Origin of the sequence: uncultured Sphingomonas sp. (assembly GCF_936927845.1) — a bacterium.
Classification (GTDB): Bacteria; Pseudomonadota; Alphaproteobacteria; order Sphingomonadales; family Sphingomonadaceae; genus Sphingomonas.
Genome location: NZ_CAKZHV010000059.1, coordinates 184977 through 208239 on the forward strand (window position 1 = coordinate 184977; position 23263 = coordinate 208239).

Here is a 23263-nt window from a genome sequence, read left to right on the forward strand (position 1 = left end):
GGCCGTGTGTCGCACGCCTCCGGTATCCGATCGGGAACGCCCAAATGGCGCTAAGCTACGGAATTTACGTGCTGCAGACACGACGAAGGGCCGGCCCATCTCTCCAGATCGGACCGACCCTTCACATCACGCGGACTTGCGAGGCCGCGCTGCCGAATGCGCGCGGTTCAGCGCATGCGCGGACCACCGAAGGGCAGCGGCGGCGCACGACGATCGCGGCGCGGCAATTGCGCCTGATAGGCGTGGCCGCAGTGCGTCACGCAATAAGGGAAGCCCGGGTTCACCTTCTCGCCGCAGAAATGAAAATCGGGCTCACCGGGGTGGCCGAGCGGCCATTTGCAGACCTTGTCGCTCAGATCGAGCAGCGAGGTCTTGTCGGCATATTCGGGCGCGGTGCGCGCGGGCACCAGCCGGCGAGGCGGCGCGGGCGTGCTCGGCGCCTGCTGCTCGCCCGGTGCCTGACGCACGAAACCGCCGGGTCCGACCGAGCGCAGGATTGGCTGCTGCGACTCGACCGGACGCTCGCGCGGTGCGGGCGCGGCCGCCACCGGCGCATCCTCTTCCTCGTCGGCGTCCTCTTCCGCGTCGGTGTCGCCGTCTGCATCGGCGACCTCGTCTGCCACCGGGGCGACCGGCGCGGGTGCTGCCTCTGCCGCGGGCGCTGCCGCGATGACGGGCTCGGGCGCGGGGATCACGACCGTCTCGACCGGCGTCGCCTCGACCGGTTCCGCAACCGTCTCCGGCGTCACCCCCCCGGCGGCTTCCTGCGCCGCCGCGGCCGCCTGCTGGCGCGCTTCTTCCTTGCTGACCACGGGCGACGGACGCGATTGCAGGCCCAGGCGATGTGCCTTGCCGATCACGGCATTGCGGCTGACCCCGCCCAGCGCTTCCGCGATCTGGCTGGCGGTCTGGCCGGCTTCCCACATGGTCTTGAGCGTGTCGATGCGCTCGTCGGTCCAGGACATTCGTGTGTTTCCTCAAGCGGTGCCGGTTGCGGGCGGCACCGGCAACGTTTACCCGCACGCGGGATGAGCAGCCAGCCCCCAATCGGCCAAGTCCAATCGGCAGTCAGGAACGCACCGGGCGTCCCGGTCATCCGGAACGTCAATTGGGGCGGCCTTAGAACCCTCTATGTGAAGGAGGTGCGCCGTTTCTTCAAGGTGCAGCTCCAGACCGTGTGGGCGCCCGCGATCACGACCTTGCTGTTCCTCGTCATCTTCACGGTCGCGAACGGCGCGCGCGCGCCGGTGCGCGTCGGCGGCACGGTGGTGCCCTTCGCCGATTTCGTCGCCCCCGGCCTCATCATCATGGGCATGATGCAGAACGCGTTTGCCAATGCGAGCTTCTCGCTGCTCGTCGGCAAGATCCAGGGCACGATCGTCGACTGTCTGCAACCGCCGCTCTCCACCGCCGAGCTGCTCGCGGCGCTGACCGGCGGCGCGGTCACGCGCGCCTTCTGCGTCGGCGCGGCGGTGTGGCTGGCGATGTCGCTGTGGCCCGACGTCCATGTCACGCCGCAGCATCCGCTCGCGGTCTTGTGGTTCGGCCTGCTCGGCGCATTGTTCCTCAGCCTCGCGGGCGTGCTGACCTCGATCTGGGCGGAAAAGTTCGACCATGCCGCCGCGGTCACCAACTTCGTCATCGCACCGCTGACGCTCTTGTCGGGCACCTTCTACTCGGTCGACCACCTCGCACCCGCGTTCCGCGCGTTCAGCCACGTCAACCCGTTCTTCTACGTTATCTCTGGCTTTCGCTACGGCTTCCTCGGCACCGCCGACTCGCCCGTGATGCTCGGCAGCGCGGTGATCCTCGGGATCGACGTGGTGATGGGCGTCTTGTGCTACACGCTGCTCAAGCGCGGATGGAAACTCAAGAACTGACGGACATTTAGACGGCCGGCCTCGTTTGAGGGCGCGGGCATTCGCCCGCAGGAGCAGTCCACATGGCCGTCAAATTCGCTGGAACGATGAACGCGATCAATCGCGGGCTCGACACGACCAAGCCCACCAAGGGCGCCGACATGATCGAGGATTGGGAAGCCGCGCTCGCCGACAGCGAGGTCAGCGGGTCGAAGGGCATCCTCCGCGACCTCGGATCGCTGCGCAAGCAGTTGGAAAAGGATACGCCCGACGCCGACCGCGTCCATGCCCTTCTCCATCGCCTGGGCGTCGCTACCACCAAGATTGCCGACAAGGCCGACAAGTCGCAGGACAAGCTCAAGGCACTCGGCGAGGCGCTGACCGAGGCGGGCGAGGAAGAGCACGACGAGGAAGAGGACCAGGAAGCCGCCGCCGCCCCGAAGCGCGCGCGCAAGAAGTAACCTCGTCACTTCCCTCCCTGACAAGGGAGGGGCCGGGGGTGGGTAGGTCGCCGCAGGACGCAGCGCCCCCGCTCCCGTCATCCCGGGCTTGACCCGAGATCCCGCTGCGTTCTCCACGCTCGCGAAGAAGCGAAACCCCGGATCAAGTTCGGGATGACGATCGAAGGGACAAGCGATCGCCGGTTTCGACAACCCCTTCTAACTTATCCCGCCAGCGCTTCCACCAGCGCCTGCACCTTGCGCTGCCGCCACTGCGGGGTCGGCGCGACCAGCCAGTAACCCAGCCGCGACGGCTGCGCCGCGCCCACCACCGCGACCCGCGCCTCCGCCACATCGCGCGCCGCGAGCAATTCGGGCACGATCGCGCGCCCCAGCCCCGCCGCCGCCGCGTCGATCGCGAGCCCCGCGTCGCCGACGCGCACCACCGGCGTCGCCGCACCCTCGGGCGAGCCCGGCCATGCGATCACCGTGTCCGCCCCGCCGCCCGGTCGCTCGACGGTCACCAGCCCGTCGCTCTCGATCGCCTCGCCCTCGTGCGCTCCCGGCCCCTCGCCCCAGCGGATCGCGAGGTCGAGGTTCGCCTCGGTGAAGTCGAGCCCCTCGTCCGCCACCACCAAAGAGAAACGCAGATCGGGGTCGCCCGCCGCGATCTCGGCGAGGCGGGGCAGCAGCCATTTCTCGGTCAGGTCGCGCGGCGCGGCGATCGTCAGCGACTTGGACGATTGTCCCGCCTGCATCGCGCGCACGGCTTCCTCGAAATGCAGGAACCCCGCGCGGAGCGGCCCCAGCCCCGCCGCCGCTTCGTCGGTCAGCTCCAGCCCCTTGGTCGTGCGGCGGAACAGCACGACGCCCAGCGTATCTTCCAGCGCGCGGACCTGCTGCCCGACCGCCGCCGGCGTCACCGCCAATTCGTCCGCCGCGCGCGTGAACGACAGGTGCCGCGCCGCGGCATCGAGCACGCGCAGGCCGTTCAGCGGCAGGTGCGTCCGCTTCATCCCGCCACCGCGGGCGCGTGGAGCGCGAACTTCGGGATTGCGACGTCGAACACCGCACCCGCCTCGTCGACCATGCGGTAGCTGCCCTGCATCGCCCCCGTCGGCGTGGAGAGCGGGCAGCCCGAGACGTAATCGTAGCTGCCGCCGGTCGCGATCACCGGCTGCTCGCCGACCACCCCCTCGCCCTCGACGCTATGGCGCGCACCGCGTCCGTCGGTGATGATCCAGTGCCGAGTCAGCAGCTGCACCGCACCCGGAAACTCGTTCTCGATGCGGATATGATAGGCCCAGAACCACCGCCCGCGCGCCGGCTCCGACTGTTCGGCGAGGTAGCTAACCGACACGCGCACCGTCACGCCGCGCGTCGTCTCGGCGACGTCGAACAGCGACTTCACAGGCCGACCTGGCGAAGCGCCTGGTCGAGGTCGTCGATCAGGTCGAGCGGGTCTTCCAGCCCGACGTTCAACCGGATCAGCCCCTCGGTCACCCCCATCTCGATCCGTTTGTCCTCCGCGACGCCGTAATGCGTGGTGGAGGCGGGATGCGTCATCAGCGAGCGCGAATCGCCGATGTTGTTCGATATGTCGATCAGCGTCAGCGCGTTGAGCAGCGCGTGCGCCTGCGCACGGTCCTCGACCTCGAACGCGAAGATCGGCCCCGCCGCCTCCATCTGGCTCATCGCCAGCTCGTGCTGCGGATGGCTGGCGAGCCCGGGGTGGAGGATACGCGGCACGCGCGCTTCCATGAAGCTACCAACCTGCACCGACGATGCCGACTGCCGCCTGATACGCAGGTCGAGCGTTTCCAGCCCCTTCAACACCACCCAGGCATTGAACGCCGACAGCGTCGGCCCGGTGTTGCGCGTGAACGGCAGCAGCGTGTTGTTGACGAAATCGGCCGTCCCGCACACCGCGCCCGCCAGCACGCGCCCCTGCCCGTCCATCATCTTGGTCGCGGAATAGGCCGTGATGTCGGCGCCCAGCTCCATCGGCCGCTGAAGCGCGGGGGTCGCGAACGCATTGTCGACCACGGTGCGGATGCCGCGCTCGCGCGCGATCGCGCACACCGCGCGCAGGTCGACCACGTCCATCGTCGGATTGGCGGGCGTTTCGAAGAAGAACAGCTTGGTCTCGGGCCGCACCGCATCGACGAATTGCTGCGGGTCACGCGCGTCGACGATCGTGGTCTGAATACCGAACTTCGGCAGCAACGTGTCGGTCAGCCAGCGACACGACCCGAACGCCGCACGCCCCGCGACGACGTGGTCGCCTTGTTCGAGCTGGCACAACAGCACCGCGGTCATCGCCGCCATGCCGGTCGCCATCGTCCGGCACGCTTCCGCCCCCTCCAGCAGCGCGATGCGTTCTTCCAGCATCTCGACCGTCGGGTTCTGCAACCGCGAATAGGTCATGCCGGCTTGCTCGCCCGCGAAACGCGCCGCGGCGTCCTCTGCCCGGTCGTAGCTGTACCCTGAGGTGAGGAACAACGCCTCGCTCGTCTCGCCCCATTCCGATCGCGCGGTCCCGCCACGGATCGCCTGGGTGGCGGGGCGCCAAGTCTGCGTGATCGAACGGTTCTGGCCAGTGCGACGCTTCATGGGCTCCGCTTTGCCCGCGCGTGGCGGCATTCTCAACCCCCGCCTCATGCAGGCCCGCCAAGCTTCCGCTTGCCCCGGGCGGCGCGCCGGGTGAGAGAGCGCAGGTGGCCGCCTCCCCCCTCACCACACGACCGTTCGCCCGCCCGCTCATCGTCGGCACGCTTGTCGCGCTGCTGAGCGAGCTGCTCTTCCTGATCCGCCTAGGCGTGCCGAACAAGCTGGTGTTCGACGAGGTCCATTATGTCCCCGCCGCCCGCGCGTTGCGCGACCTGTCGGGCCCGACCAACATCGAGCATCCGCTGCTCGCCAAGGAGTTGATCGCGCTGTCGCTTCGCTGGTTCGGCGACGAACCGTTCGGCTGGCGTTTCGCCTCGACGCTCGCGGGCGCGGCAACGATCGCGGGCGTGTTCGCGCTCGTCCACCTCCTCACCGGCCGCCTGCGCGCCAGCCTGATCGGCAGCGCGCTCGCGCTGATGTCGTTCACGATTGCGGTGCAGGCGCGGATCGCGATGCTCGACACCTTCCTGGCCGCGTTCCTCATCTGGGGCATCGTCGTGCTGAGCTGGTCGATGCGCCACGCCGGTTATGCGCGCTGGTGCGCGGGTGCCGCGCTGCTCGGGCTCGCCACCGCGTGCAAATGGGCCGCGGGGCCCTACGTCGCCTTCGCCGCCGTCACCTATCTGCGGCTGCGCCACCGTCGGCCCGATCGCTGGCCGGGGATGAACCCGGCGCTCGCGGTCGTACTGCTCGGCCTCGTGTCGGTCGGCACCTACTTCCTCACCTTCGCGCCGGCGTTCTTCTACACGCAAGACCCGCTCACGCTTTCGCGGCTGATCCCGTTCCAGCTCGAGATGTATGCGCGCCAGACTCAGATCCTGCCGCCGCACACCTATCAGTCGAACTGGTGGACCTGGCCGCTGATGCAGCGTCCGATCTGGTACCTCTACGAACCCGTCGAGGGCATCCAGCGCGGCATCCTGATGATCGGCAACCCTGCGATCATGTGGGGCGGGCTGGTCGCGGTCGCGGCGCTGTTCTGGGCCTGGGTCAAGACCGACTCAGCCCGCCTGCTCGCGCCCGCGATGCTGTGGGTGGCGAGCCTGCTGATCTGGGCGCTGATCCCCAAATCGCTCGGCTTCTATTATTATTACTATCCCAGCGGCATCTTCCTGGTGGTCGCGGTCACGGTCGCGCTCGATCATTGGCGCGCAGCCTTGCGCGGCTGGGACGAGCTCTACCTGCTCGCCTGTTTCGCGCTATTGATCTACTTCCTGCCGGTGCTCTGCGCCGAGCCGCTGACCGACGCCGGCGCCTTCCGCCGGTGGACGTGGTTCGCGAGCTGGGTTTAGAGCGCCGCCACCACCGCATCGCCCATCGCGCCGGTCGACGCATCGCCACCCAGGTCGGGCGTACGCACTCCCGTCCGAAGCGCCGCCGCCACTGCCGCCTCGACCCGGTCGGCGGCCGCGCCCTGCCCCAGCGAGTGGCGCAGCATCATCGCCGCCGACAGGATCGCCGCGCACGGGTTCGCCTTGCCCTGCCCGGCGATGTCGGGGGCGGAGCCGTGGATCGGCTCGTACAGCCCCTTGCCCGCCGCATCGAGCGAGGCGGACGGCAGCATCCCAATCGAGCCGACGCACATGCTCGCCTGATCCGACAGGATGTCACCGAACAGATTGCCCGTCACGATCGTGTCGAATGCGCCCGGGTTGCGCACCAGCTGCATCGCGGCATTGTCGACGTACATGTGGCTCAGTTCGACGTTCGGATAGTCCGCCGATACCTCGATCACCACGTCGCGCCACAATTGCGAGGTTTCCAGCACGTTCGCCTTGTCGACCGAGCAGAGCCTGCCGCGCCGCTTGGCCGCGGTCTCGAACCCGACGCGCGCGATCCGCCGCACCTCGTCCTCGTCGTAGCGCATCAGGTCGTGCCCCTCGCATAGGCCCGCCGCGGTCGTGCGCCGCCCCTTGTCGCCGAAATACACGTCGCCGTTCAACTCGCGCACGATCACCAGGTCGATCGCGCGCGCCACCTCGGGCTTGAGCGTCGAGGCATCCTCCAGCCCGTCGAAGATCTTCGCCGGGCGCAGGTTGGCGAACGTGCCCAATTCCTTGCGCAGCCCCAGGATCGCCTGCTCGGGCCGGAACGCGCGCTCCAGCGCGTCGAACGCCGGATCGCCCACCGCGCCGAACAGGATCGCGTCGGCGCGCTGTGCAAGGTCCAGCGTCTCGGGCGGCAGCGGATGCCCGCTCACGCGGTACGCCGCGCCGCCGACCGCCGCTTCCTCGAACGCGAGATCAAGTTCCAGCGCTTCCAGCACGCGCCGCGCCTGCACGGTGACTTCGGGGCCGATGCCGTCGCCGGCCAGGATCGCGATCAGGGGCGTGCTCATGGCCATCCGAATGGCGCGTCCGCCCCGCTCAGGCAACCGCCATTTTCAGCCGGTCGACCAGCCGGTCACGCGCCGCCAGCGTCTCGCGCCGGCGATCGACCAGCACGTCGCGCTCCAGGAAATGCCCGGTGATCGCCAGCGCGTCGGTCACGTCGTCCCACGTCGCCGCGCCGCCCATGCTCAGGAAGGCGGGCAAGCGCAGCAGCCGGGCCTCGTACCCCACCGCCGCCGCCCGGCTCACCGCCGCGCCGCTCTTCGGGCTGACAAAGGCGAGATCGTCGACCCGACCGGTCGCGACGCACGCCGACAGGTCGAGCCCGAAGCCGAGTTCGGCGAGCAACAGCAACTCATAGCGCGCCAGCGCCCCCGCCCAGCCCTTGGCACTCGGCGCCGCCTCGATCGCGTCGAGCGCCCCCGCCAGTGCGTCGTGCACGCGCGGATACGGCTGCGCCTCGGGCAAGGCCGCCGCGGTCAGCGCCGCCAGCCACTCGAGCGCCGCCGCCGCCAGCGCCTCGGCGTACAGCGGCGCGCGGCTGTGGATCAGCTCGACGGTCAGCGCGGGCAATTGCTCGTCGGTCCGCGCGCGCCACTCGGCCCGCACCAGATTGGCGGGTTGCAGGATCGGCCGCAGCCGCCGCGAATGCCCGCCGCGCACGTAACCAGGCCACACCCCCGCTTCCCGCGTGAAGCCGCGCACCACCGCGCCATGCTCACCATGCGCGCGCACGGACAGGACAATGGCATCGGCGACGAGGTGCATGTTCGCTACATAGGATGCGAGACGCGGCGGGTCACGGCACCTTCACTCCCCTCCCTGAAAGGAAGAGGCTGGGGGTGGGTCGGCCCGTCACGAAACGCAGCGCACCGACCAACCCGCCACCGTCACTCTCTCGTCGGAGGGAGAAACGCCCGCCGAACTCCGCCCTTCACGCCCGCCGCACGCGCTGCGCGATCCCCTTCAACGCCGGCGTCTCGCCCCACCGTTTCGCCACCGCCATCGCCGCATCGAACCCGCCGACCGCCGCCACCGCCGCCCGATTGGCGATCGTCGCGCGCAGCAGCAGCATGTCGTGACACGCGACGCCCCCACTCGCCAGCCCGCGCTTGTGCTGGCCTTCGCCTTCGGTGAAGTCGAACCAGCGAAAACGATCGGCGAACAGGTCGCCCAGCGCCTCGCCCATCAACACGCTGCCCGGCGACAGCGCCTGATGCGCCGGATCGTGCCCGACATAATCGTAGCGCAGCGTGTCGCCGTCCGCTCCGCACCACAGATAGGCGATCGGCGCGTCGCCCAGGAACAGCAGCCACGCGCGCGCCCGGTCCTGCGTCGCCGCCGCGACCAGCCCGGCCGCATCCGCGGGCAGCCCCGACCCGAGCAACCGCTCCTGATAGGTCGTCGCCGACACGCGCCGCGCCAGCGGGTGGAACACCGCCATCTCCTCGGCGGAGCGATACCGCCGCACGTCGAGCACGCCGCCGTTCGCCGCCGCCAGCTTCTTCGCCTTGCGCTTCAACCCCGACCGCGCTTGCCCCGACAGCCCCGCCGCCCACGCCTCGCGCCCGCCCGCCAGATCGACATAGTAACGTACGTAACGCTGCCGCACGAAGCGCAGCCCACGTGCAGCAAGCGCGACCTGCTCGGGCAGCGAGGTGACGAGATAGCCGTCATCGGCGTCCGCCAAGGCGGGCAGCACCGGCCCGCGTGCCGCCAGCACCTGCTCAAGCGACCACGCCACGCGCACCAGCCGACGCGGGAAAGTGACCAGCGTGCGCGCGCCGACCTGCAGCTTCAGCGCGCTTGCGCTCACGCTGCGCGCTCCGCCACCAGGGTCGACCAGAGCTGTTCCGCCTGCCGCCAGCGCAAGCGCAGCGCGTCGGGCCCGAGCGGACGATCGCCTTGCCCCAACGGCAGCGCCGGGCGGTCGGCGAAACGGCACGTCGGCGCCACGTCGCGCCGCTCGGCCAGCATCGCGCAGAGTGCCTCGAACCGGTGGACGTGGACGCGGTTGGGTGCGGTGCCCGCGCGGTTGGCGAGCTCGAAACTGTGTCCGACGATCGTCACCGCGGCGTGATCCTGCGTCACCGCATGATCGATCGCGGCGCGCATCTCACGCGTCGACAGCGCGCAGATCTGGAAATTGCGCCAGCAGCCGGGCTTGTCCTCGATCACCGTCACCGGCACCTCGGTCACCCCGCGCCGCACGACCGGCGCGATCTGCGCCGGATCGAGCGCGATCGCGCTCGGCCATGGATGGTGCGCGCCATTGTGGCTGCTGTCATATGCAAGCCCCAGCGCGGCGAGCGCGCACAGGGTTTCGTCATTCGCCGAATAGCTGCCGGCACGAAACGCCACCGGCCGCGGCGCACCCGCCGCCACCAGCAGGTCGATCGCGCACGCCAGCACCGTGCGCTGGCGATCGGCGGACAGGTCGATCAGCTCGAACACGCCGTGCGCCGCCCCCCGGTCGCCCGCCACCGCGCCGATCCAGTTCGGATGGCAGTGGAGCTGCACCTCCTGCCCCGCCGCCAGCACCGGCTCGACCATCCGCCGCGCCCATTCCTCGCCGTAGATCAGTGCCGGCAGCGGATCGACGAAGAAGGTCGCTTTCAATCCCGCCCGCGCGAGCACCGCGAGCTGCCACGTCAGCCCCACACCCGCAGGCTCGACCGATCGCGCGTGGATCGTCGCCGCATCCAGCCCGGCGGCATGGTGCCGCCACGCGAATTCGGTATCGATGGTCAGAAAGACGGCCGGCATGCCGCCCGCCTTACCCCCCAGACGTAAACGCCACGCTTACGCGGGCCGAACGCTCGGCACCGTCGCTCAGGGATTGATGCCCCAACGCGCATATTCCTTGTCGATCTGCGGATTGAGCAACCGCGCGCGCGCCAGCTCGCGATCGCCGTCGACCTTCTTGCCGGCGCGGTAGAGCACGACCCCGCGCATGTAGCGGCTCGCCGCCAGATCAGGCGAGGCGTCCAGCGCCGCGTTCAGGTCCGCCAGCGCATCGTCGAAGCGGCCGAGCCGGTAATAGACCATCGCGCGGCTATCGAGCGCGGCCGTGGTCGAATCGGACAGCTCGATCGATTTGGTGCAATCCTTCAACGCACCGTCGAGCACCTGATTGCCCACCCCACGCAACCAGCAGCAAGTGTTCAGCAGATTGGGGCTGCCCGGCTTCTCCGCCAGTGCCGCGTCGATCGTCGCCAGCGCGGCGTCCTTTTGCCCGGCTTCGGCTTGCGCATTGGCCTTGTTCGCCAGCCAGTCGACCCGGTCCTTGCTCCCCGCCCGCGCGATGCGTGCGTCGAGCAGCGCGATCGCCGCCTCGGCCTGGTTGTGGTTGGCCTTGTAATCCGCCAACGCCCCGATGGCGTCGTCCGAATCCGGGTCCAGCTTGCGCGCCGCCTCGATGTCGGCGAGCTGCTTGGCGTCCTGGCCCAGCGTCGCGTTCAATCGCGCGCGCGCCAGGTACAGGTCGATGCTCGGTTCGATCGCGATCGCGCTGGTGTAATCGGCGACCGCGCCCGCCCGGTCGACGGCGGCGGCGCGGAAGCGCGCGCGCCATTCGTACGGATCGGTGACCTTGGGGTCGGCCGCCATTACCCGCGTGAACATCGCGTCGGCCGGCTTCTGCAGCCCGGCGCGGCGCTTCGCCTCGTAATATGGCATGCCAGCGACACTGGCCGGAGCGACGACCGTGACCAACCGGTTCTTCGCCTGCGACAAGGCCGCGCGCGCCGCCGGCAGGTCGGCCGCCGCCATCTCGCCCCCGATCTGGTCGATGCGGTCCTCGAGCGTGACGGTGTCGCCGCTCAGCGACATGGCGCGCTTGATGCGCGCGCCGCCCAGTGTCGCCGACAGGTCGCGGTCGCCGTCGAGCGTATAACCCTCGCCCCCGTCGGGCAGGCGGACAATGGTGCGATAGATCACGCTGCCGGGCCCGGGCAGCACCACCGGTATCGCCGACCAGGCCGTACGCGCGCGGTCCGGGTCGAAGTTCAACCCGCCAACCGCCTTGTCGAGCTGGAGCCGGTAGCGCCGGTCGACCTTCGACCAGCGCGTCGACGCAATGCCCACGGCGCTGATCGTGGTGATGCCGGTCGCGGCATCGTACGAAATCTTCGGGTCGATGTAATTGCCGCTGCCCACCTGCTCGGCGAACAGGCGCTGCGCCAGCTGCCGGCGCTGGTCGGGCGTGGCTTGCGCCGCCGCGGTGCCGATCGCCTCCGCCGCCGCACCGCGCAGCGTCATTTCGACCTTCGCGACCGAGGGCGTATCGACCCCGCCGCGGTCGTCGAGCTCGGTCGTTACCACCGCGGTCGGGCGACCGTCGGCGTGAAGCACGATCGGCATCAGCGTCGCGCCCTCTGCGCGGATCGGCAACACCGTGCCGAGCGCGGGCGTGTCGCCGATATCGGCCAGCCGCGTGCCCGATTGCGTGCCGTCGAGCCACAGCGTGTCACCCGCGATCGTCGCGCGGACGAGGACATGGTCGAACGCGCCCGCGCTCGCCAGCCGGTTCGGCACCAGACCACCCAGCTGCGCGCTGGCGAGCACCGGCTCGGCCTCGATCTCCATCGCGTGCAGCATCGCGAGCAGCAGCAGCGTCTTAGCCTTGCAGTCGCCGTAGCGCCGCTCCCACGTCTGCGCGGGTGTCTGCGGCACGTAATTGCCCGTGTCCATGCCCAGCATCAGGTAGCGGATCTTGTCCTGCGTGCTCTGCAGCGCCATCGCGGCACGCGCGCGCGGATCGGTCGTCGCCGCCTTGATCCGCGCCACCTCCGCCGCCAGCGGACTGTTGGGTGCGATCAGCCCTTCGGTGCGGTAGAGCGGCGCCATCACCTTCGACACCGCGCCCCAGTCCGCGAACGTCGTGGCTTCCAGGATCGGCAGGGCACGGAAGCGCGCGGGCGCATCGTCGGGCATCTCGGGCTGCTTGGCGAGCGGCAGCGTCAGGTTGATCTCGCGCCATCCGTTCGCCACCGTCTCCACCGGTTTCCCGCCCTCGGCGTAGCTGCGCCACTTGACCGCAGTCGCCTCCGGCCAGACCAGGCGGACCCGGCCGAAGCCGATCCGCGCGGGTTCGGTCAGCAATCCGGCAAAGCTCTGCGCCGCACCCTGCAAGGTCGGATCACGCCGCGTGATCGAGAAGCTGACGTGCAGCACGTCGCCGACCGACAGGCCTTCCGCATTCATCGTCGCGGTCAGCACGCCATCGATCTGGCGTTGATCCAGCTGCTCCTCGCGGCGTAGCACCGTGAACGGCTGCCCGTTCTTGATCAGGTCGATATGCTGCGTGCCGCGAATGATCTCGGCTTGGTGGATCACCAGATCACCCTGCGCGGGCTGCCATTGCAGCTTGATGTCGCCAATGGTGCTCAGCGCCTGTGCCGAGGCGGCGCGCGTCGCGGTGTCGAAGAACGACCACACCTGCCCGTTCTCGATCCGCTGCTGGTTGTCGAGGCGCACGATCATCGGCGTCTCGTCCGTCAGCTTGGCGACGTCGATCGCGGGTGCCGGCTTCAACCAGGCGGGTGCCGCCTGATACACCGGCTTGTCACCCGCCTGCGCGGCTCCCGCACTCGCCAGCAACGCGAAAAACAACGGCGCACGCCGCATGACTCATTCCCCCGAAAGCCCCGGCAAACAGCTTAGCGTGCCGACGTCCGCGGACAAGCGACGGGAATTTACAGTTCTGGCTCGCCTCGGTGCGCCCCTCAATGCGCGTGGTAGAAGTCGTACACCGTTTGCGCGACGCTGGCCGACACGCCCGGCGCCTTCTGCAGGTCCTCCAGGCTCGCGTTCCTCACCGCGCGGCCGGTGCCGAAATGCATCAACAGCGCCTTCTTGCGTGCAGGACCAATGCCCGGCACCTCGTCGAGCGGGCTGGCGCCGATCGCCTTGGCGCGCTTCGCCCGGTGCGCGCCGATGACGTAGCGGTGCACCTCGTCGCGCAGGCGCTGCAAGTAGAACAGCACCGGCGCGTTGACCGGCAGCGTCAGCTCGCGCCCGTCCATCAGGTGGAACACCTCGCGCCCCTCGCGCCCGTGGTGCGGCCCTTTGGCGACGCCGACCAGGCACACGTCCTCAATGCCTAGATCCTCCAGCACCGCTTTGGCCGCGTTCAACTGCCCGCGCCCGCCGTCGAGCAGCACCAGATCGGGCCATTCGCCGGAGTCGCGATCCGGATCCTCCTCCAGCGCGCGCGAGAAACGCCTGGTCAGCACCTCGCGCATCATCGCGAAATCGTCGTCGGTCGCCGCCTGCTTGATGTTGAACTTGCGATACTGACCCTTGCGGAAGCCCTCCGGCCCCGCGACCACCATCGCGCCGACCGCATTCGTCCCCTGAATATGGCTGTTGTCGTACACCTCGATCCGCTCGGGCGGTTCGGCGAGCTCGAACAGCTCGGCGACCTCGCGGTTGAGCCGCGTCTGCGTCGTGCTCTCCGCCAGCCGCCGCTCCAGCGCTTCCTTGGCGTTGCGCGTCGCCTGATCGAGTAGCCGCCGCCGCGTGCCGCGCTGCGGGACGGTGATCTCGACCTTGCGCTTCGCCTGCTCGGACAAGGCCTCCATCAGCAGCGCCGCCTCGGGCAGCTCGCGATCGACGAAGATCGTCCGCGCGGGTGGCACCTCCTCGTAGAATTGCATCAGGAACAGTTGCAGCACCTCTTCCTCGCTCACCTCGGCGGTGTGCGACGGAAAGAAGCTGCGGTGCCCCCAATTCTGCCCGCCGCGGATGAAGAACGCCTGGATGCCGATCACGCCTTCCAGGCACGCGAGCGCGAAGATGTCGGCGTCGCCCACGCCTTCCGCGTTGATGAACTGCGTCCCCTGGATGAAGGTCAGCGCCTTCAACCGATCGCGCAGCACCGCCGCGAGCTCGAAGTCCATGTTCTCCGCCGCCGCCTGCATCTGCGCGCCGAGCTTCGCCTGCACGTCGGTAGTCTTGCCGGCGAGAAACTTCTTCGCGTCGCCGACCAGTTCCTCGTAGCCCGCCTTATCGATCCGCCCGACGCACGGCGCGGAGCAGCGCTTGATCTGGTACAGCAGACACGGCCGGTCGCGCGTCTTGAAGAACCCGTCGGTGCAACTGCGCAGCAGGAACAGCTTCTGCAACGCGTTCAGCGTATTGTTGACGCTCCCCGCGCTCGCGAACGGCCCGTAGTAATTGCCCTTCGCCTTTCTTGCCCCGCGATGCTTCTGCACCCGCGGAAAGTCGTGGTCGGCGCGCAGCAGGATGAACGGAAAGCTCTTATCGTCGCGCAGCAGCACGTTGTACGGCGGGCGATAGCGCTTGATCAGCTGCGCCTCGAGCAGCAGCGCCTCGGCCTCGTTGTTGGTCGTGACGATCGTCATCGACCGCGTTTGCGACACCATGCGCTGGATGCGCTTCGACAGCCGCTCGATCTGGACGTAATTGCCGACGCGGTTCTTCAGCGCGCGCGCCTTGCCGACGTACAGCACCTCGCCCTTCGCGTCCTGCATCCGGTACACGCCGGGCTTGAGCGGCAGCGTTTTCAGCACGTTGCGGATCGCCGCCACCCCCGCCTGCAGATCGGGCGCGTCGCTGCCGCGGATCGTGAAGGTGGCGGCTTCTTCGTTGAAACGTTCGGGGGGGCCGTAGCCTGACATGATGTGCCATCTAGGTGCCGGCGGACTCACCGGCAACCGCTCTCCCCCGTCATCCCGGGCTCGACCCGGGATCCGCTACCTTCTCTCCGTGCGTCGCAAGCAGCGAGCCCCCGGATCACGTCCGGGGCGACGAAGCGCTCAAACAACCCGATCGAATTTCCCCGCCGCATCTGCTAAGCGCGCGCGCATGCTCAATCTTTCCGACATCACCGTTCGCCTCGGCGGGCGGACGATCCTCGATCGCGCCACCGCCGCGCTGCCGCCGCGCGGGCGCATCGGGCTGATCGGCCGCAATGGTGCTGGCAAGTCGACGCTGGTGCGCGTGATCGCGGGGATGCTGGAGCCCGACACCGGTTCCGCCGACATGCCGCGCGGCGCGCGCCTGGGCTACATCGCACAGGAGGCGCCCGGCGGCGACTCCACCCCGATCGAAACGGTGCTCGCCGCCGACGTCGAGCGCACCGCGCTGCTCGCCGAGAGCGAGAACATGGAGGACATGGATCGGCTCGGCGACATCCACGAACGATTGATGGCGATCGACGCCTGGTCCGCGCCCGCGCGCGCCTCGCGCATCCTCGTCGGGCTCGGCTTCGACGAGGAGATGCAGAACCGCCCGCTGGAAAGCTTCTCGGGCGGCTGGCGGATGCGCGTCGCGCTCGCCTCACTGCTCTTCTCTGCCCCCGACCTGCTGCTGCTCGACGAGCCGTCGAACCACCTCGACCTCGAAGCGGTGCTGTGGCTGGAGGATTTCCTCAAATCCTATCAGGCGACGATCGTCGTCGTCAGCCACGAGCGCGACTTCCTCAACAACGTCGTCGACCATATCCTCCACCTCGATCGCGGCAAGCTGACGCTCTACCCCGGCGGCTATGACGCGTTCGAGCGCCAGCGCGCCGAGCGTCAGGCGCAGCAGGCCGCCGCGCGCGAGAAGCAGATGGCGGAGCGCGAGAAATTGAAGGAGTTCGTCGCGCGCAACTCCGCCCGCGCCTCGACCGCGAAACAGGCGCAGTCGCGCGTCAAGGCACTCGCGCGGATGCAGCCGATCGCCGAGGTGCTCGACGATCCGTCCTTGTCGTTCGACTTCCCCGATCCGACCGCGCTGCGCCCGCCGCTCATCACGCTCGACCTCGCCACCGTCGGCTATGGCGAGACGCCGATCCTCAAGCGATTGAACCTGCGCATCGACCCCGACGAGCGCGTCGCGCTGCTCGGGCGCAACGGCAACGGCAAGACGACGCTCGCCCGCCTGCTCGCCGCGCAGCTCACCCCGATGGAGGGGGCGATGCAGGCGAGCGGCAAGATGCGCGTCGGCTATTTCACGCAGTACCAGGTCGAGGAACTCGACCGCGACGAGACGCCGCTCCAGCACATGTCGGCGCTGATGGAGGGCTCGTCGCCCTCCGCGGTGCGCGCGCAGCTCGGCCGCTTCGGGTTCCAGGGCGACAAGGCGATCACCAAGGTCGGCAAATTGTCGGGCGGCGAGCGCGCGCGGCTCGCGCTCGCGCTCATCACCCGCGACGCGCCGCACCTGCTGATCCTCGACGAGCCGACCAACCACCTGGACGTCGACGCACGCGAGGCGCTGATCCAGGCGCTGAACGGCTACACCGGCGCGGTCGTCATCGTCAGCCACGACCGTCACATGCTGGAGATGACCGCCGACCGCCTCGTGCTGGTGGATGGGGGCACCGCGCGCGACTTCGACGGCGCGATCGAGGATTATATCAAGCTGATCCTGTCGGGCGACGGCTCGGGCAAGCAGTCGAAGGCCAAGGCAAAGGCCGACGCGCGCAAGCAGGCCGAGCAGCGCGAACAGGACAAGGCTTTGCGCAAGCAGGCACGCGATGCCGAGGCCGCGCTCGCCAAGCTGACCGAGCAGCTGAGCGCGCTCGACCGCGCGATGTTCGACCCCTCGACCGCGCAAGGCCCGCTCGCCAAGCTCAGCATGACCGAGCTGATGAAGCGCCGCGCCAGCGTGCAGGAGCAGATCGACGCGTCCGAGCAGAGCTGGCTCGAACTGAGCGAGCAGTTGGAAGCGATCGCCGCCTGATACGCGATCACTGGCGGCTTGACCGCTGGCGGCACGATCAGCGCGCGGCGCGGGCGATTGGACCCGCGCCGCGCGCGACGCTAGTCTCGGGCGATCGTCGTCTGAGAGGATGCAGCCGTGACCGACACCTACACGCCGCCCGAAATCTGGACCTGGAACAAGGACAACGGCGGGCGCTTCGCCAACATCAACCGTCCGACCGCGGGCGCGACGCACGACAAGGAGCTGCCGGTCGGGCGCCATCCGCTGCAACTCTACTCGCTCGCCACGCCCAACGGGGTGAAGGTGACGGTGATGCTCGAGGAACTGCTCGCCGCCGGGCACAGCGGCGCCGAATATGACGCCTGGCTGATCCGCATCAACGAGGGCGACCAATTCTCCAGCGGGTTCGTCGCCGCCAACCCCAATTCCAAGATCCCCGCGCTGGTCGACCGCAGCGGCGACACGCCCGTCCGCGTGTTCGAATCGGGCTCGATCCTTGTCTACCTCGCCGAGAAGTTCGGTGCCTTCCTCCCCACCGAACCCGCCGCCCGCGCGGAATGCCTGTCGTGGCTGTTCTGGCAGATGGGCGCAGGCCCGCTGCTCGGCGGCGGCTTCGGCCATTTCTACGCCTATGCCCCAACCAAGATCGAATATGCGATCGACCGCTACGCGATGGAAGTGAAGCGCCAGCTCGACGTGCTCGACCGCCGCCTGGCCGAAAGCGAATACATTGCCGGCGCCGATTACACGATCGCCGACATGGCGATCTGGCCGTGGTACGGCGCGCTGGTGAAGGGACTCGTCTACGACGCCGGCACCTTCCTCCAGGTTCACGAGTACAAGAACGTGCTGCGCTGGACCGACCAGATCGCCGAGCGTCCCGCGGTCAAGCGCGGGCGCATGGTCAACCGCGTGATGGGCGACCCCGCCAGCCAGCTCCACGAACGCCACGACGCGAGCGATTTCGACACCAAGACGCAGGACAAGATCGCGCCCGATAACAAGGAAGCACAGGCATGATGCGCCTTTACGACAGCCGCCGCGCCCCCAATCCGCGCCGCGTTCGCTGGGTCATGGCGGAAAAGGGCATCGAGGATATCGAGATCGTCCAAACCGATATCTTCAAGGGCGAGCACCGCACCCCCGATTACCTCGCGCGCGCCGGGCTCGCCAACGTCCCCGCGCTCGAGATCGACGCCGACACGACGATCACCGAATCAATCGCGATCTGCCGCTATCTCGAGAGCGTCTACCCCGAGCCCAACCTGTTCGGCCGCGATCCGCTCGAAACCGCGGTGATCGAAATGTGGATGCGCCGCGCCGAGATGCTGCTCGCGACTCCGCTCATGATGTCGGTCCGCCACGGCCACCCCGCGCTCGCCGCGATCGAGACGCAGGTGGCGGCGATCGCCGAAACCAACACCGCCGCCGCGACGCGCGCATTGAAGGTGTTCGACCGCCGCCTCGCCGAGAGCGCATTCATCGCCGCCGACCGCGTCACCATCGCCGACGTGGTCGCCTACACCGGCCTCGACTTCGCGCGCATGGTGAAATTCACCCCCGCGCCCGAACACACCCACCTGGCGCGCTGGATCGAGGCGATGCGCGACCGCCCCGCGGCCAGCGCCGGAGTCTGAGCTTCTGTCCTCTTTAGGAGGAGTGGGTTGGCCGTCACCGAAACGCATCGTGTCGCGCCAACCCACCCCCGGCCCCTCCCTTGTCAGGGAGGTGAGTCTTGGCGCCCAACAGCCGAGCGCAAGCCCTCACCTTTTCCCTGACAAGGGAGGAGTCGGGGGTGGGTAGGTTGAGCAGGCATCCTCCACCTCACACCCTCCCCCCGTCACCCCGGACTTGATCCGGGGTCCCGCTTCCAGTGAGCGACCGAAGCAGCGGGATCCCGGCTCAAGGCCGGGATGACGCCGTCAGGCCCAACCGTCCCGCTTACGCCTCAGCCGCACACCCGCACCCGCGCTCATCATCCACCGGCCGCTGGCACCGCTTACACATCGCCCGGTGCGTCGGCGTCAGGTCGTGCGTCACGCTCACCCGCTCGTCGAACACGAAACACTCGCCCTGCCAGCGCGTGTCGGCCTCAGGCACCTGTTCCAGATAATTGAGGATGCCGCCTTTCAGGTGGAACACCTCGTCGATGCCCTCGGCGCGCACGAACGCCGTTGCCTTCTCGCACCGGATGCCGCCGGTGCAGAACATCGCGATTTTGGGCGTGCGCCGCTTCCCCAGCAACGCGTCGCGCCGTTCGCGAAACCACGCCGGAAAGTCGCGGAAGCTCCGCGTACCCGGGTCGATCGCCCCCGTGAACGTGCCCAGCGCGACCTCGTAATCGTTGCGCGTGTCGATCAGGATCGTGTCGGGATCGTCGATCAGCGCGTTCCAGTCCTCGGGCGCGACATACGCCCCCACGCCCTCCACCGGATCGAGGTCAGGCTGCCCCATCGTTACGATCTCGCGCTTCAACCGCACCTTCATCCGCCCGAACGGCATCGCATCGGTGCGCGAATATTTGACCTCCAGCGCCGCACATCCCGGCAACGCGCGCAAATGCGCCAGCACCGCCGCGATCCCGTCGTCGCTGCCCGCAATCGTCCCGTTGACGCCTTCGTGCGCCAGCAGCAGCGATCCGCGCACCTCGGCCGCCTCGCACACCGGCCGCAGCGCGGCTTTCACCGCCGCCACGTCGTCTAGCGTCGTGAACTGGTACAGCGCCGCGACGAGGATCGGCGGCGGAGGCGAAGTCTCGATCATTCTCATCCGCTTGGGGGCACGTGAGGTAGCGCGTGCCCCTAGCAGATCGGACGCCGGCGCGTCAGATCAATCCTGATCCGCGTCGCCGTAACCGTGCCCGGTGGTCATCCGCGTGCCCGTACCCCCGCCGCCGTTCGCGCCCTCGAACCAGTAGGGCATCCGCTGGCGGTTGCCCGTCTCGACCTCGTTGAGCGTCGCCGCATCATACAGATGCCCACCCAGCATCACGCGGCTCACCTTGTCGGTGTTGCGGATGTTCACCGTCGGATCGGCGTCGAGCACCACCAGATCGGCGAGCTTGCCCGGCTCGAGCGAGCCGACGTCCTTCTGATATCCGAGCGACGTCGCCGGCATGATCGTGCCCGCGCGCAATGCCTCGATCGGCGACCACCCCCCCTTGGCAAAGCTCCACATCTCCCAATGCGCGCCCAGTCCCGCCTGCTGTCCGTGCGCGCCGATCGACACCTGCACGCCCTTGTCGGCGAGCTTCTTCGCCTCGCGCGCGCTCTCGCCGTCGACGTAATCCTCCTCGGGCGCTAATTCACGCCGCGCGTTCTGCGCCGCGAGCAGCGCTTGCGGTGCGTGGCGCGACAGGATCGGGTGACGCCACACGTCGGTGTGCGCGCGCCAGTACGGATCACCCGCCGGCCCGCCATAGGTGACGACCAGCGTTGGCGTGTAGTTGGTCTTGGTCTGCGTCCACAACTGAACCAGATCGTCGTAGAAATGCTCGAGCGGGATGTTGTGCTCGACGGTCGAGTTGCCGTCCTGGATCAGCGTCACGTCCTGCGTGAACAGCGACCCGCCCTCGGGCACGACCTCCATCCCCTCGGCCTGCGCGGCGGCGACGACCATCTGACGCTGCTCGCGCCGCGGCTGGTTGTAGTTCTTGACGCTGTGCGCGCCCTGCGCCTTCAACCGGCGCACGTCGGCGAGCGCGTCGTCGTAGCTGTTGATCTCCGCGTACACGTCGGGCGACTTCGCGCCGTAGATGATCTCGCCGGTCGAGAAGATGCGGGGCGCCAGGATCAGCCCCGCGCGCTGCATTTCGGCCGCGGGGAAGATCTCGGCCGAGCGCGACGACGGATCGTGGATCGTCGTGGTGCCGAGCGCCAGGTTCGCCATCGCGTTCCAGTTCTGCTGCGGCACCAGTTCGTCGTCGCCCTGCGGGCCGTGCGCGTGCGCGTCGACCAGCCCGGGGATGATCGTCTTGCCCGCGACGTCGATCGTCTTGGTGCCGGCGGGGATCGTAACCGAGGCACGCGGGCCGACCGCGACGATGCGATCACCGCGGATCAGGATCGTCGCATCGTCGATGATCCCGCCATCCGCGCGCGCCATCGTCACCACGCGCGCGCCGGTCAGTGCGACCGTGCCCGTCGGCTTCGCCGCGGGCACGTCCATCGACAGCGACACGCCGGTGCGCGGCGCCGCGAACTTCGGCGCGTTCTCGCCCACTGGTGCCTGCTGGAACAGCGCGTTGACCTGCGCGGTGTAGAGCGTCGGCCCGGTGCTCCAGTGCAGCGCCTGTCCGTCGTTCGACCAGTTGATGAAGTCCGCGCCGTCCGCGCTCACCTGCGTGACGGGCAGCGGCCCGGCCTTCTTGTCGGTTTCCACCCCCTGCGTGCCGGGCATCAGCGGCATGACGAACGCCTGGTAATTCTGCTTGAACGCGACGAACTCGCCCGTCGGCGACACCTGATAATCGCTGACCAGCTCGCCCTGCGCGTGGACCCGCTTGGCTTCGCCGTTCAGATCGGTGCTGACGAGCTGGCGCTTGTCCTTTTCGCTCGTCAGCAGGAACACGCGGTCGTTCCGGTTACCGAACTGCGGCTCGGCCGCGCCTTCCGCGATCCTGACCGGCGCGCCGCCCGTCGCCGCGACGCGGTACGCGCCCGATCCGCCGGCCCCACGCGCCGCGGTCAGCCCGCCGCCTTCGCCCTGCTCGAACACGATCACCTTGGCGTCGGGCGAGAAATGCGGCCGGCGATACAGCCCCGCCGCACTCGTCACGACCTTGGCCGAGCCGCCACCTGCCGCGACCGTCTTGATCTGCCCCAGCCCCGCATCGGTCCAGCCGACGAACACGATCTGCCGCCCATCGCGCGACCAGCTCGGCCACAGCTCCAGCTCGTCGGTGGCGCGCGTCAGCCGCCGCGCCGCACCGCCCGCCATCGGCTTGACGTACAATTTGCCCAGCGTCTCGAACACGACCTGACGCCCGTCGGGCGACACGCTCGCCCAGCGCGGCATCTTTGTCTGGATACGGTCGGGCGATACCTCGACCTGCGGGTGCGTCGCGTCGATCACCACGCGCGTGTCGTTGACGCGGAACGGCACCACGCGCGCACCCGATCCGTCGACCGCGACGCGCTGGATGTGCCCGCCCGCCCAGATCAGGATGGCCGCATTGTCGGGTGTCCACGCCATGTTGGGGTACACGCCCGTCACCGCCCAGGTTTCCTGCACGTCGCGGTCGAGGTCGCCGTAGATGACGCGCTCCACGCCAGTGGACAGGTCCTTGACCCACAGCTTGGTCTTGTTGTTCTCGCGGCGCACGAACGCGATCCGCTTGCCGTCGCGCGACGGTGTCGGGCGCACCGATCCGCCGACCCCCGACACCGCGGTGGTCACTTCGCCGCTGTCGATGTCGTAGCGCTCGATGTTGAACAGGTCGGTGCGCGAGTTCTGCGCATATTCGAAGATCGGACCCGGCGTCACGTTGCGCGTGTAGAAGATGCTCTTGCCGTCGGGCGCGTAGATCGGCTCGCCCAACTCCTTCTGCAGCTGCTCGCTCTTGCGCTTGACCAACTGCACGCCGCCGCCGCCCGAGACGTGGTACAGCCACACCTCGCCGGTGCCCAATGAGCGGCCGGTCGTGAAATGCTTCTTTGCCGCGATGAAACGCCCGTCGGGGCTCCACGACGGCTGGTTGAGCAGGCGGAAATCCTCCTTCGTCACCTGCCTTTTGTCGCTGCCGTCGACGTTCATCACCCAAATGTTGTCGCCGCCGCCGCGATCGGAGGTGAACGCGATCCGCCGCCCGTCGGGCGAGAAGCGCGGCTGATGCTCGTACGCCAATCCTTGCGCGATCCGCGTCGGCGTGCCCCCCGCGAGCGGCATGGTGTAGATGTCGCCCAGCATGTCGAACGCGATCAAGCGACCATCGGGTGACACGTCGACGTTCATCCAACTGCCGTTATCGGTGTTGATCGCCACCTCGCGCGTCCGCATTCCCGGCGGCGCGTTGACGTCCCACTTCGCGGGCTTGGCCGGCGTCGTCGCCGCGACCGTGCGGGCGTTGGCGTTGGCGTCGGGCGCGGGTGTCGCGGGCGGCGCGACCGGCGGGCGTTCGGTGACGACCTCGGGATTGGGTTGCGTGATCTGGTTCTCGGGCGCCTGCGTCTGCTCGATAGGCTTCTGCGCCGAGGAACCCTGGGCCGGCGCAATCTGCGCCGAAAGCTGGCCCGCCATCAGGCACAAGGCGATGGCGGTGGCGGCACGGTAGGTCATGCTGGTTTCCCCT

Annotated in this window: 18 protein-coding genes; 6 read left to right on the forward strand and 12 right to left on the reverse strand. The window is 68.8% G+C overall.

Translation table 11 applies throughout. The annotated features are described in order from the left end of the window. Window positions 1-167: 167 nt before the first annotated feature. The gene (locus tag Q0579_RS11270; RefSeq protein WP_298812191.1) at window positions 168-965 is read right to left on the reverse strand and encodes a GcrA family cell cycle regulator; all 798 of its coding nucleotides are present in this window, start codon (window positions 963-965) and stop codon (window positions 168-170) included. Between the two features lie 63 nt (window positions 966-1028). On the opposite strand from Q0579_RS11270, the gene Q0579_RS11275 reads away from it, so the two are divergent. After that, entirely contained in the window at window positions 1029-1880 is an 852-nt protein-coding gene (locus Q0579_RS11275; RefSeq protein WP_298812192.1) for an ABC transporter permease, read from the forward strand. A gap of 62 nt (window positions 1881-1942) precedes the next feature. Beyond that, window positions 1943-2320: a hypothetical protein gene (locus tag Q0579_RS11280; protein WP_298812193.1), complete on the forward strand. Its 378-nt coding sequence runs from the start codon at window positions 1943-1945 to the stop codon at window positions 2318-2320. A gap of 203 nt (window positions 2321-2523) precedes the next feature. Here Q0579_RS11280 and Q0579_RS11285 read toward each other — a convergent pair whose 3' ends face one another. The 3 genes from Q0579_RS11285 to Q0579_RS11295 are packed head-to-tail and all read right to left on the reverse strand — an operon-like array spanning window position 2524 to window position 4912. Next, complete coding sequence (locus Q0579_RS11285) at window positions 2524-3315, reverse strand: LysR substrate-binding domain-containing protein (RefSeq protein WP_298812194.1); 792 nt, start codon at window positions 3313-3315, stop codon at window positions 2524-2526. Beyond that, complete coding sequence (gene apaG / locus Q0579_RS11290) at window positions 3312-3710, reverse strand: Co2+/Mg2+ efflux protein ApaG (protein ID WP_298812195.1); 399 nt, start codon at window positions 3708-3710, stop codon at window positions 3312-3314. The genes Q0579_RS11285 and apaG overlap by 4 nt, the downstream gene beginning before the upstream one ends. Further along, window positions 3707-4912 carry an aminotransferase class I/II-fold pyridoxal phosphate-dependent enzyme gene (locus tag Q0579_RS11295; RefSeq protein WP_298812197.1) on the reverse strand — a complete coding sequence of 402 codons (1206 nt, stop codon included), beginning with the start codon at window positions 4910-4912 and terminating at the stop codon, window positions 3707-3709. The genes apaG and Q0579_RS11295 overlap by 4 nt, the downstream gene beginning before the upstream one ends. A 104-nt stretch (window positions 4913-5016) precedes the next feature. Between Q0579_RS11295 and Q0579_RS11300 the strand changes: the two genes are divergently transcribed. Beyond that, the gene (locus Q0579_RS11300) at window positions 5017-6261 is read left to right on the forward strand and encodes a glycosyltransferase family 39 protein (RefSeq protein WP_298812199.1); all 1245 of its coding nucleotides are present in this window, start codon (window positions 5017-5019) and stop codon (window positions 6259-6261) included. On the opposite strand, the gene leuB is transcribed toward Q0579_RS11300, so the two are convergent. From leuB to uvrC, 6 genes are all read right to left on the reverse strand, one after another. Further along, window positions 6258-7307, reverse strand: a complete 1050-nt coding sequence (gene leuB, locus Q0579_RS11305) for a 3-isopropylmalate dehydrogenase (RefSeq protein WP_298812201.1) — start codon at window positions 7305-7307, stop codon at window positions 6258-6260. The genes Q0579_RS11300 and leuB overlap by 4 nt on opposite strands. 28 nt (window positions 7308-7335) lie before the next feature. Continuing rightward, complete coding sequence (gene recO, locus Q0579_RS11310) at window positions 7336-8067, reverse strand: DNA repair protein RecO (RefSeq protein ID WP_298812203.1); 732 nt, start codon at window positions 8065-8067, stop codon at window positions 7336-7338. 166 nt (window positions 8068-8233) lie between these two features. Then, window positions 8234-9115, reverse strand: a complete 882-nt coding sequence (locus tag Q0579_RS11315; RefSeq protein ID WP_298812205.1) for a GNAT family N-acetyltransferase — start codon at window positions 9113-9115, stop codon at window positions 8234-8236. Beyond that, entirely contained in the window at window positions 9112-10065 is a 954-nt protein-coding gene (locus tag Q0579_RS11320; protein WP_298812207.1) for a polysaccharide deacetylase, read from the reverse strand. Before Q0579_RS11320 ends, Q0579_RS11315 begins: the two co-directional genes overlap by 4 nt. Window positions 10066-10131: 66 nt before the next feature. Next, window positions 10132-12927: a DUF3857 domain-containing protein gene (locus tag Q0579_RS11325; protein WP_298812209.1), complete on the reverse strand. Its 2796-nt coding sequence runs from the start codon at window positions 12925-12927 to the stop codon at window positions 10132-10134. A 98-nt stretch (window positions 12928-13025) separates the two neighbouring features. Then, window positions 13026-14942: an excinuclease ABC subunit UvrC gene (gene uvrC, locus Q0579_RS11330; protein ID WP_298812211.1), complete on the reverse strand. Its 1917-nt coding sequence runs from the start codon at window positions 14940-14942 to the stop codon at window positions 13026-13028. A 187-nt stretch (window positions 14943-15129) separates the two neighbouring features. On the opposite strand from uvrC, the gene Q0579_RS11335 reads away from it, so the two are divergent. From Q0579_RS11335 to Q0579_RS11345, 3 genes are all read left to right on the forward strand, one after another. Then, window positions 15130-16992 (forward strand): ABC-F family ATP-binding cassette domain-containing protein, encoded by a 1863-nt coding sequence (locus Q0579_RS11335; RefSeq protein WP_298812213.1) that lies wholly within the window; start codon window positions 15130-15132, stop codon window positions 16990-16992. A gap of 117 nt (window positions 16993-17109) precedes the next feature. Next, window positions 17110-17994 carry a glutathione-dependent disulfide-bond oxidoreductase gene (gene yghU / locus Q0579_RS11340; RefSeq protein ID WP_298812215.1) on the forward strand — a complete coding sequence of 295 codons (885 nt, stop codon included), beginning with the start codon at window positions 17110-17112 and terminating at the stop codon, window positions 17992-17994. Next, window positions 17991-18611, forward strand: a complete 621-nt coding sequence (locus Q0579_RS11345; protein WP_298812218.1) for a glutathione S-transferase — start codon at window positions 17991-17993, stop codon at window positions 18609-18611. The genes yghU and Q0579_RS11345 overlap by 4 nt, the downstream gene beginning before the upstream one ends. 304 nt (window positions 18612-18915) lie before the next feature. Here the strand turns inward: Q0579_RS11345 and Q0579_RS11350 are convergent, their stop codons facing one another. After that, the gene (locus Q0579_RS11350) at window positions 18916-19737 is read right to left on the reverse strand and encodes a rhodanese-related sulfurtransferase (protein WP_298812220.1); all 822 of its coding nucleotides are present in this window, start codon (window positions 19735-19737) and stop codon (window positions 18916-18918) included. A 66-nt stretch (window positions 19738-19803) separates the two neighbouring features. After that, window positions 19804-23250, reverse strand: a complete 3447-nt coding sequence (locus Q0579_RS11355) for an amidohydrolase family protein (protein ID WP_298812223.1) — start codon at window positions 23248-23250, stop codon at window positions 19804-19806. Between the last annotated feature and the right edge of the window lie 13 nt (window positions 23251-23263).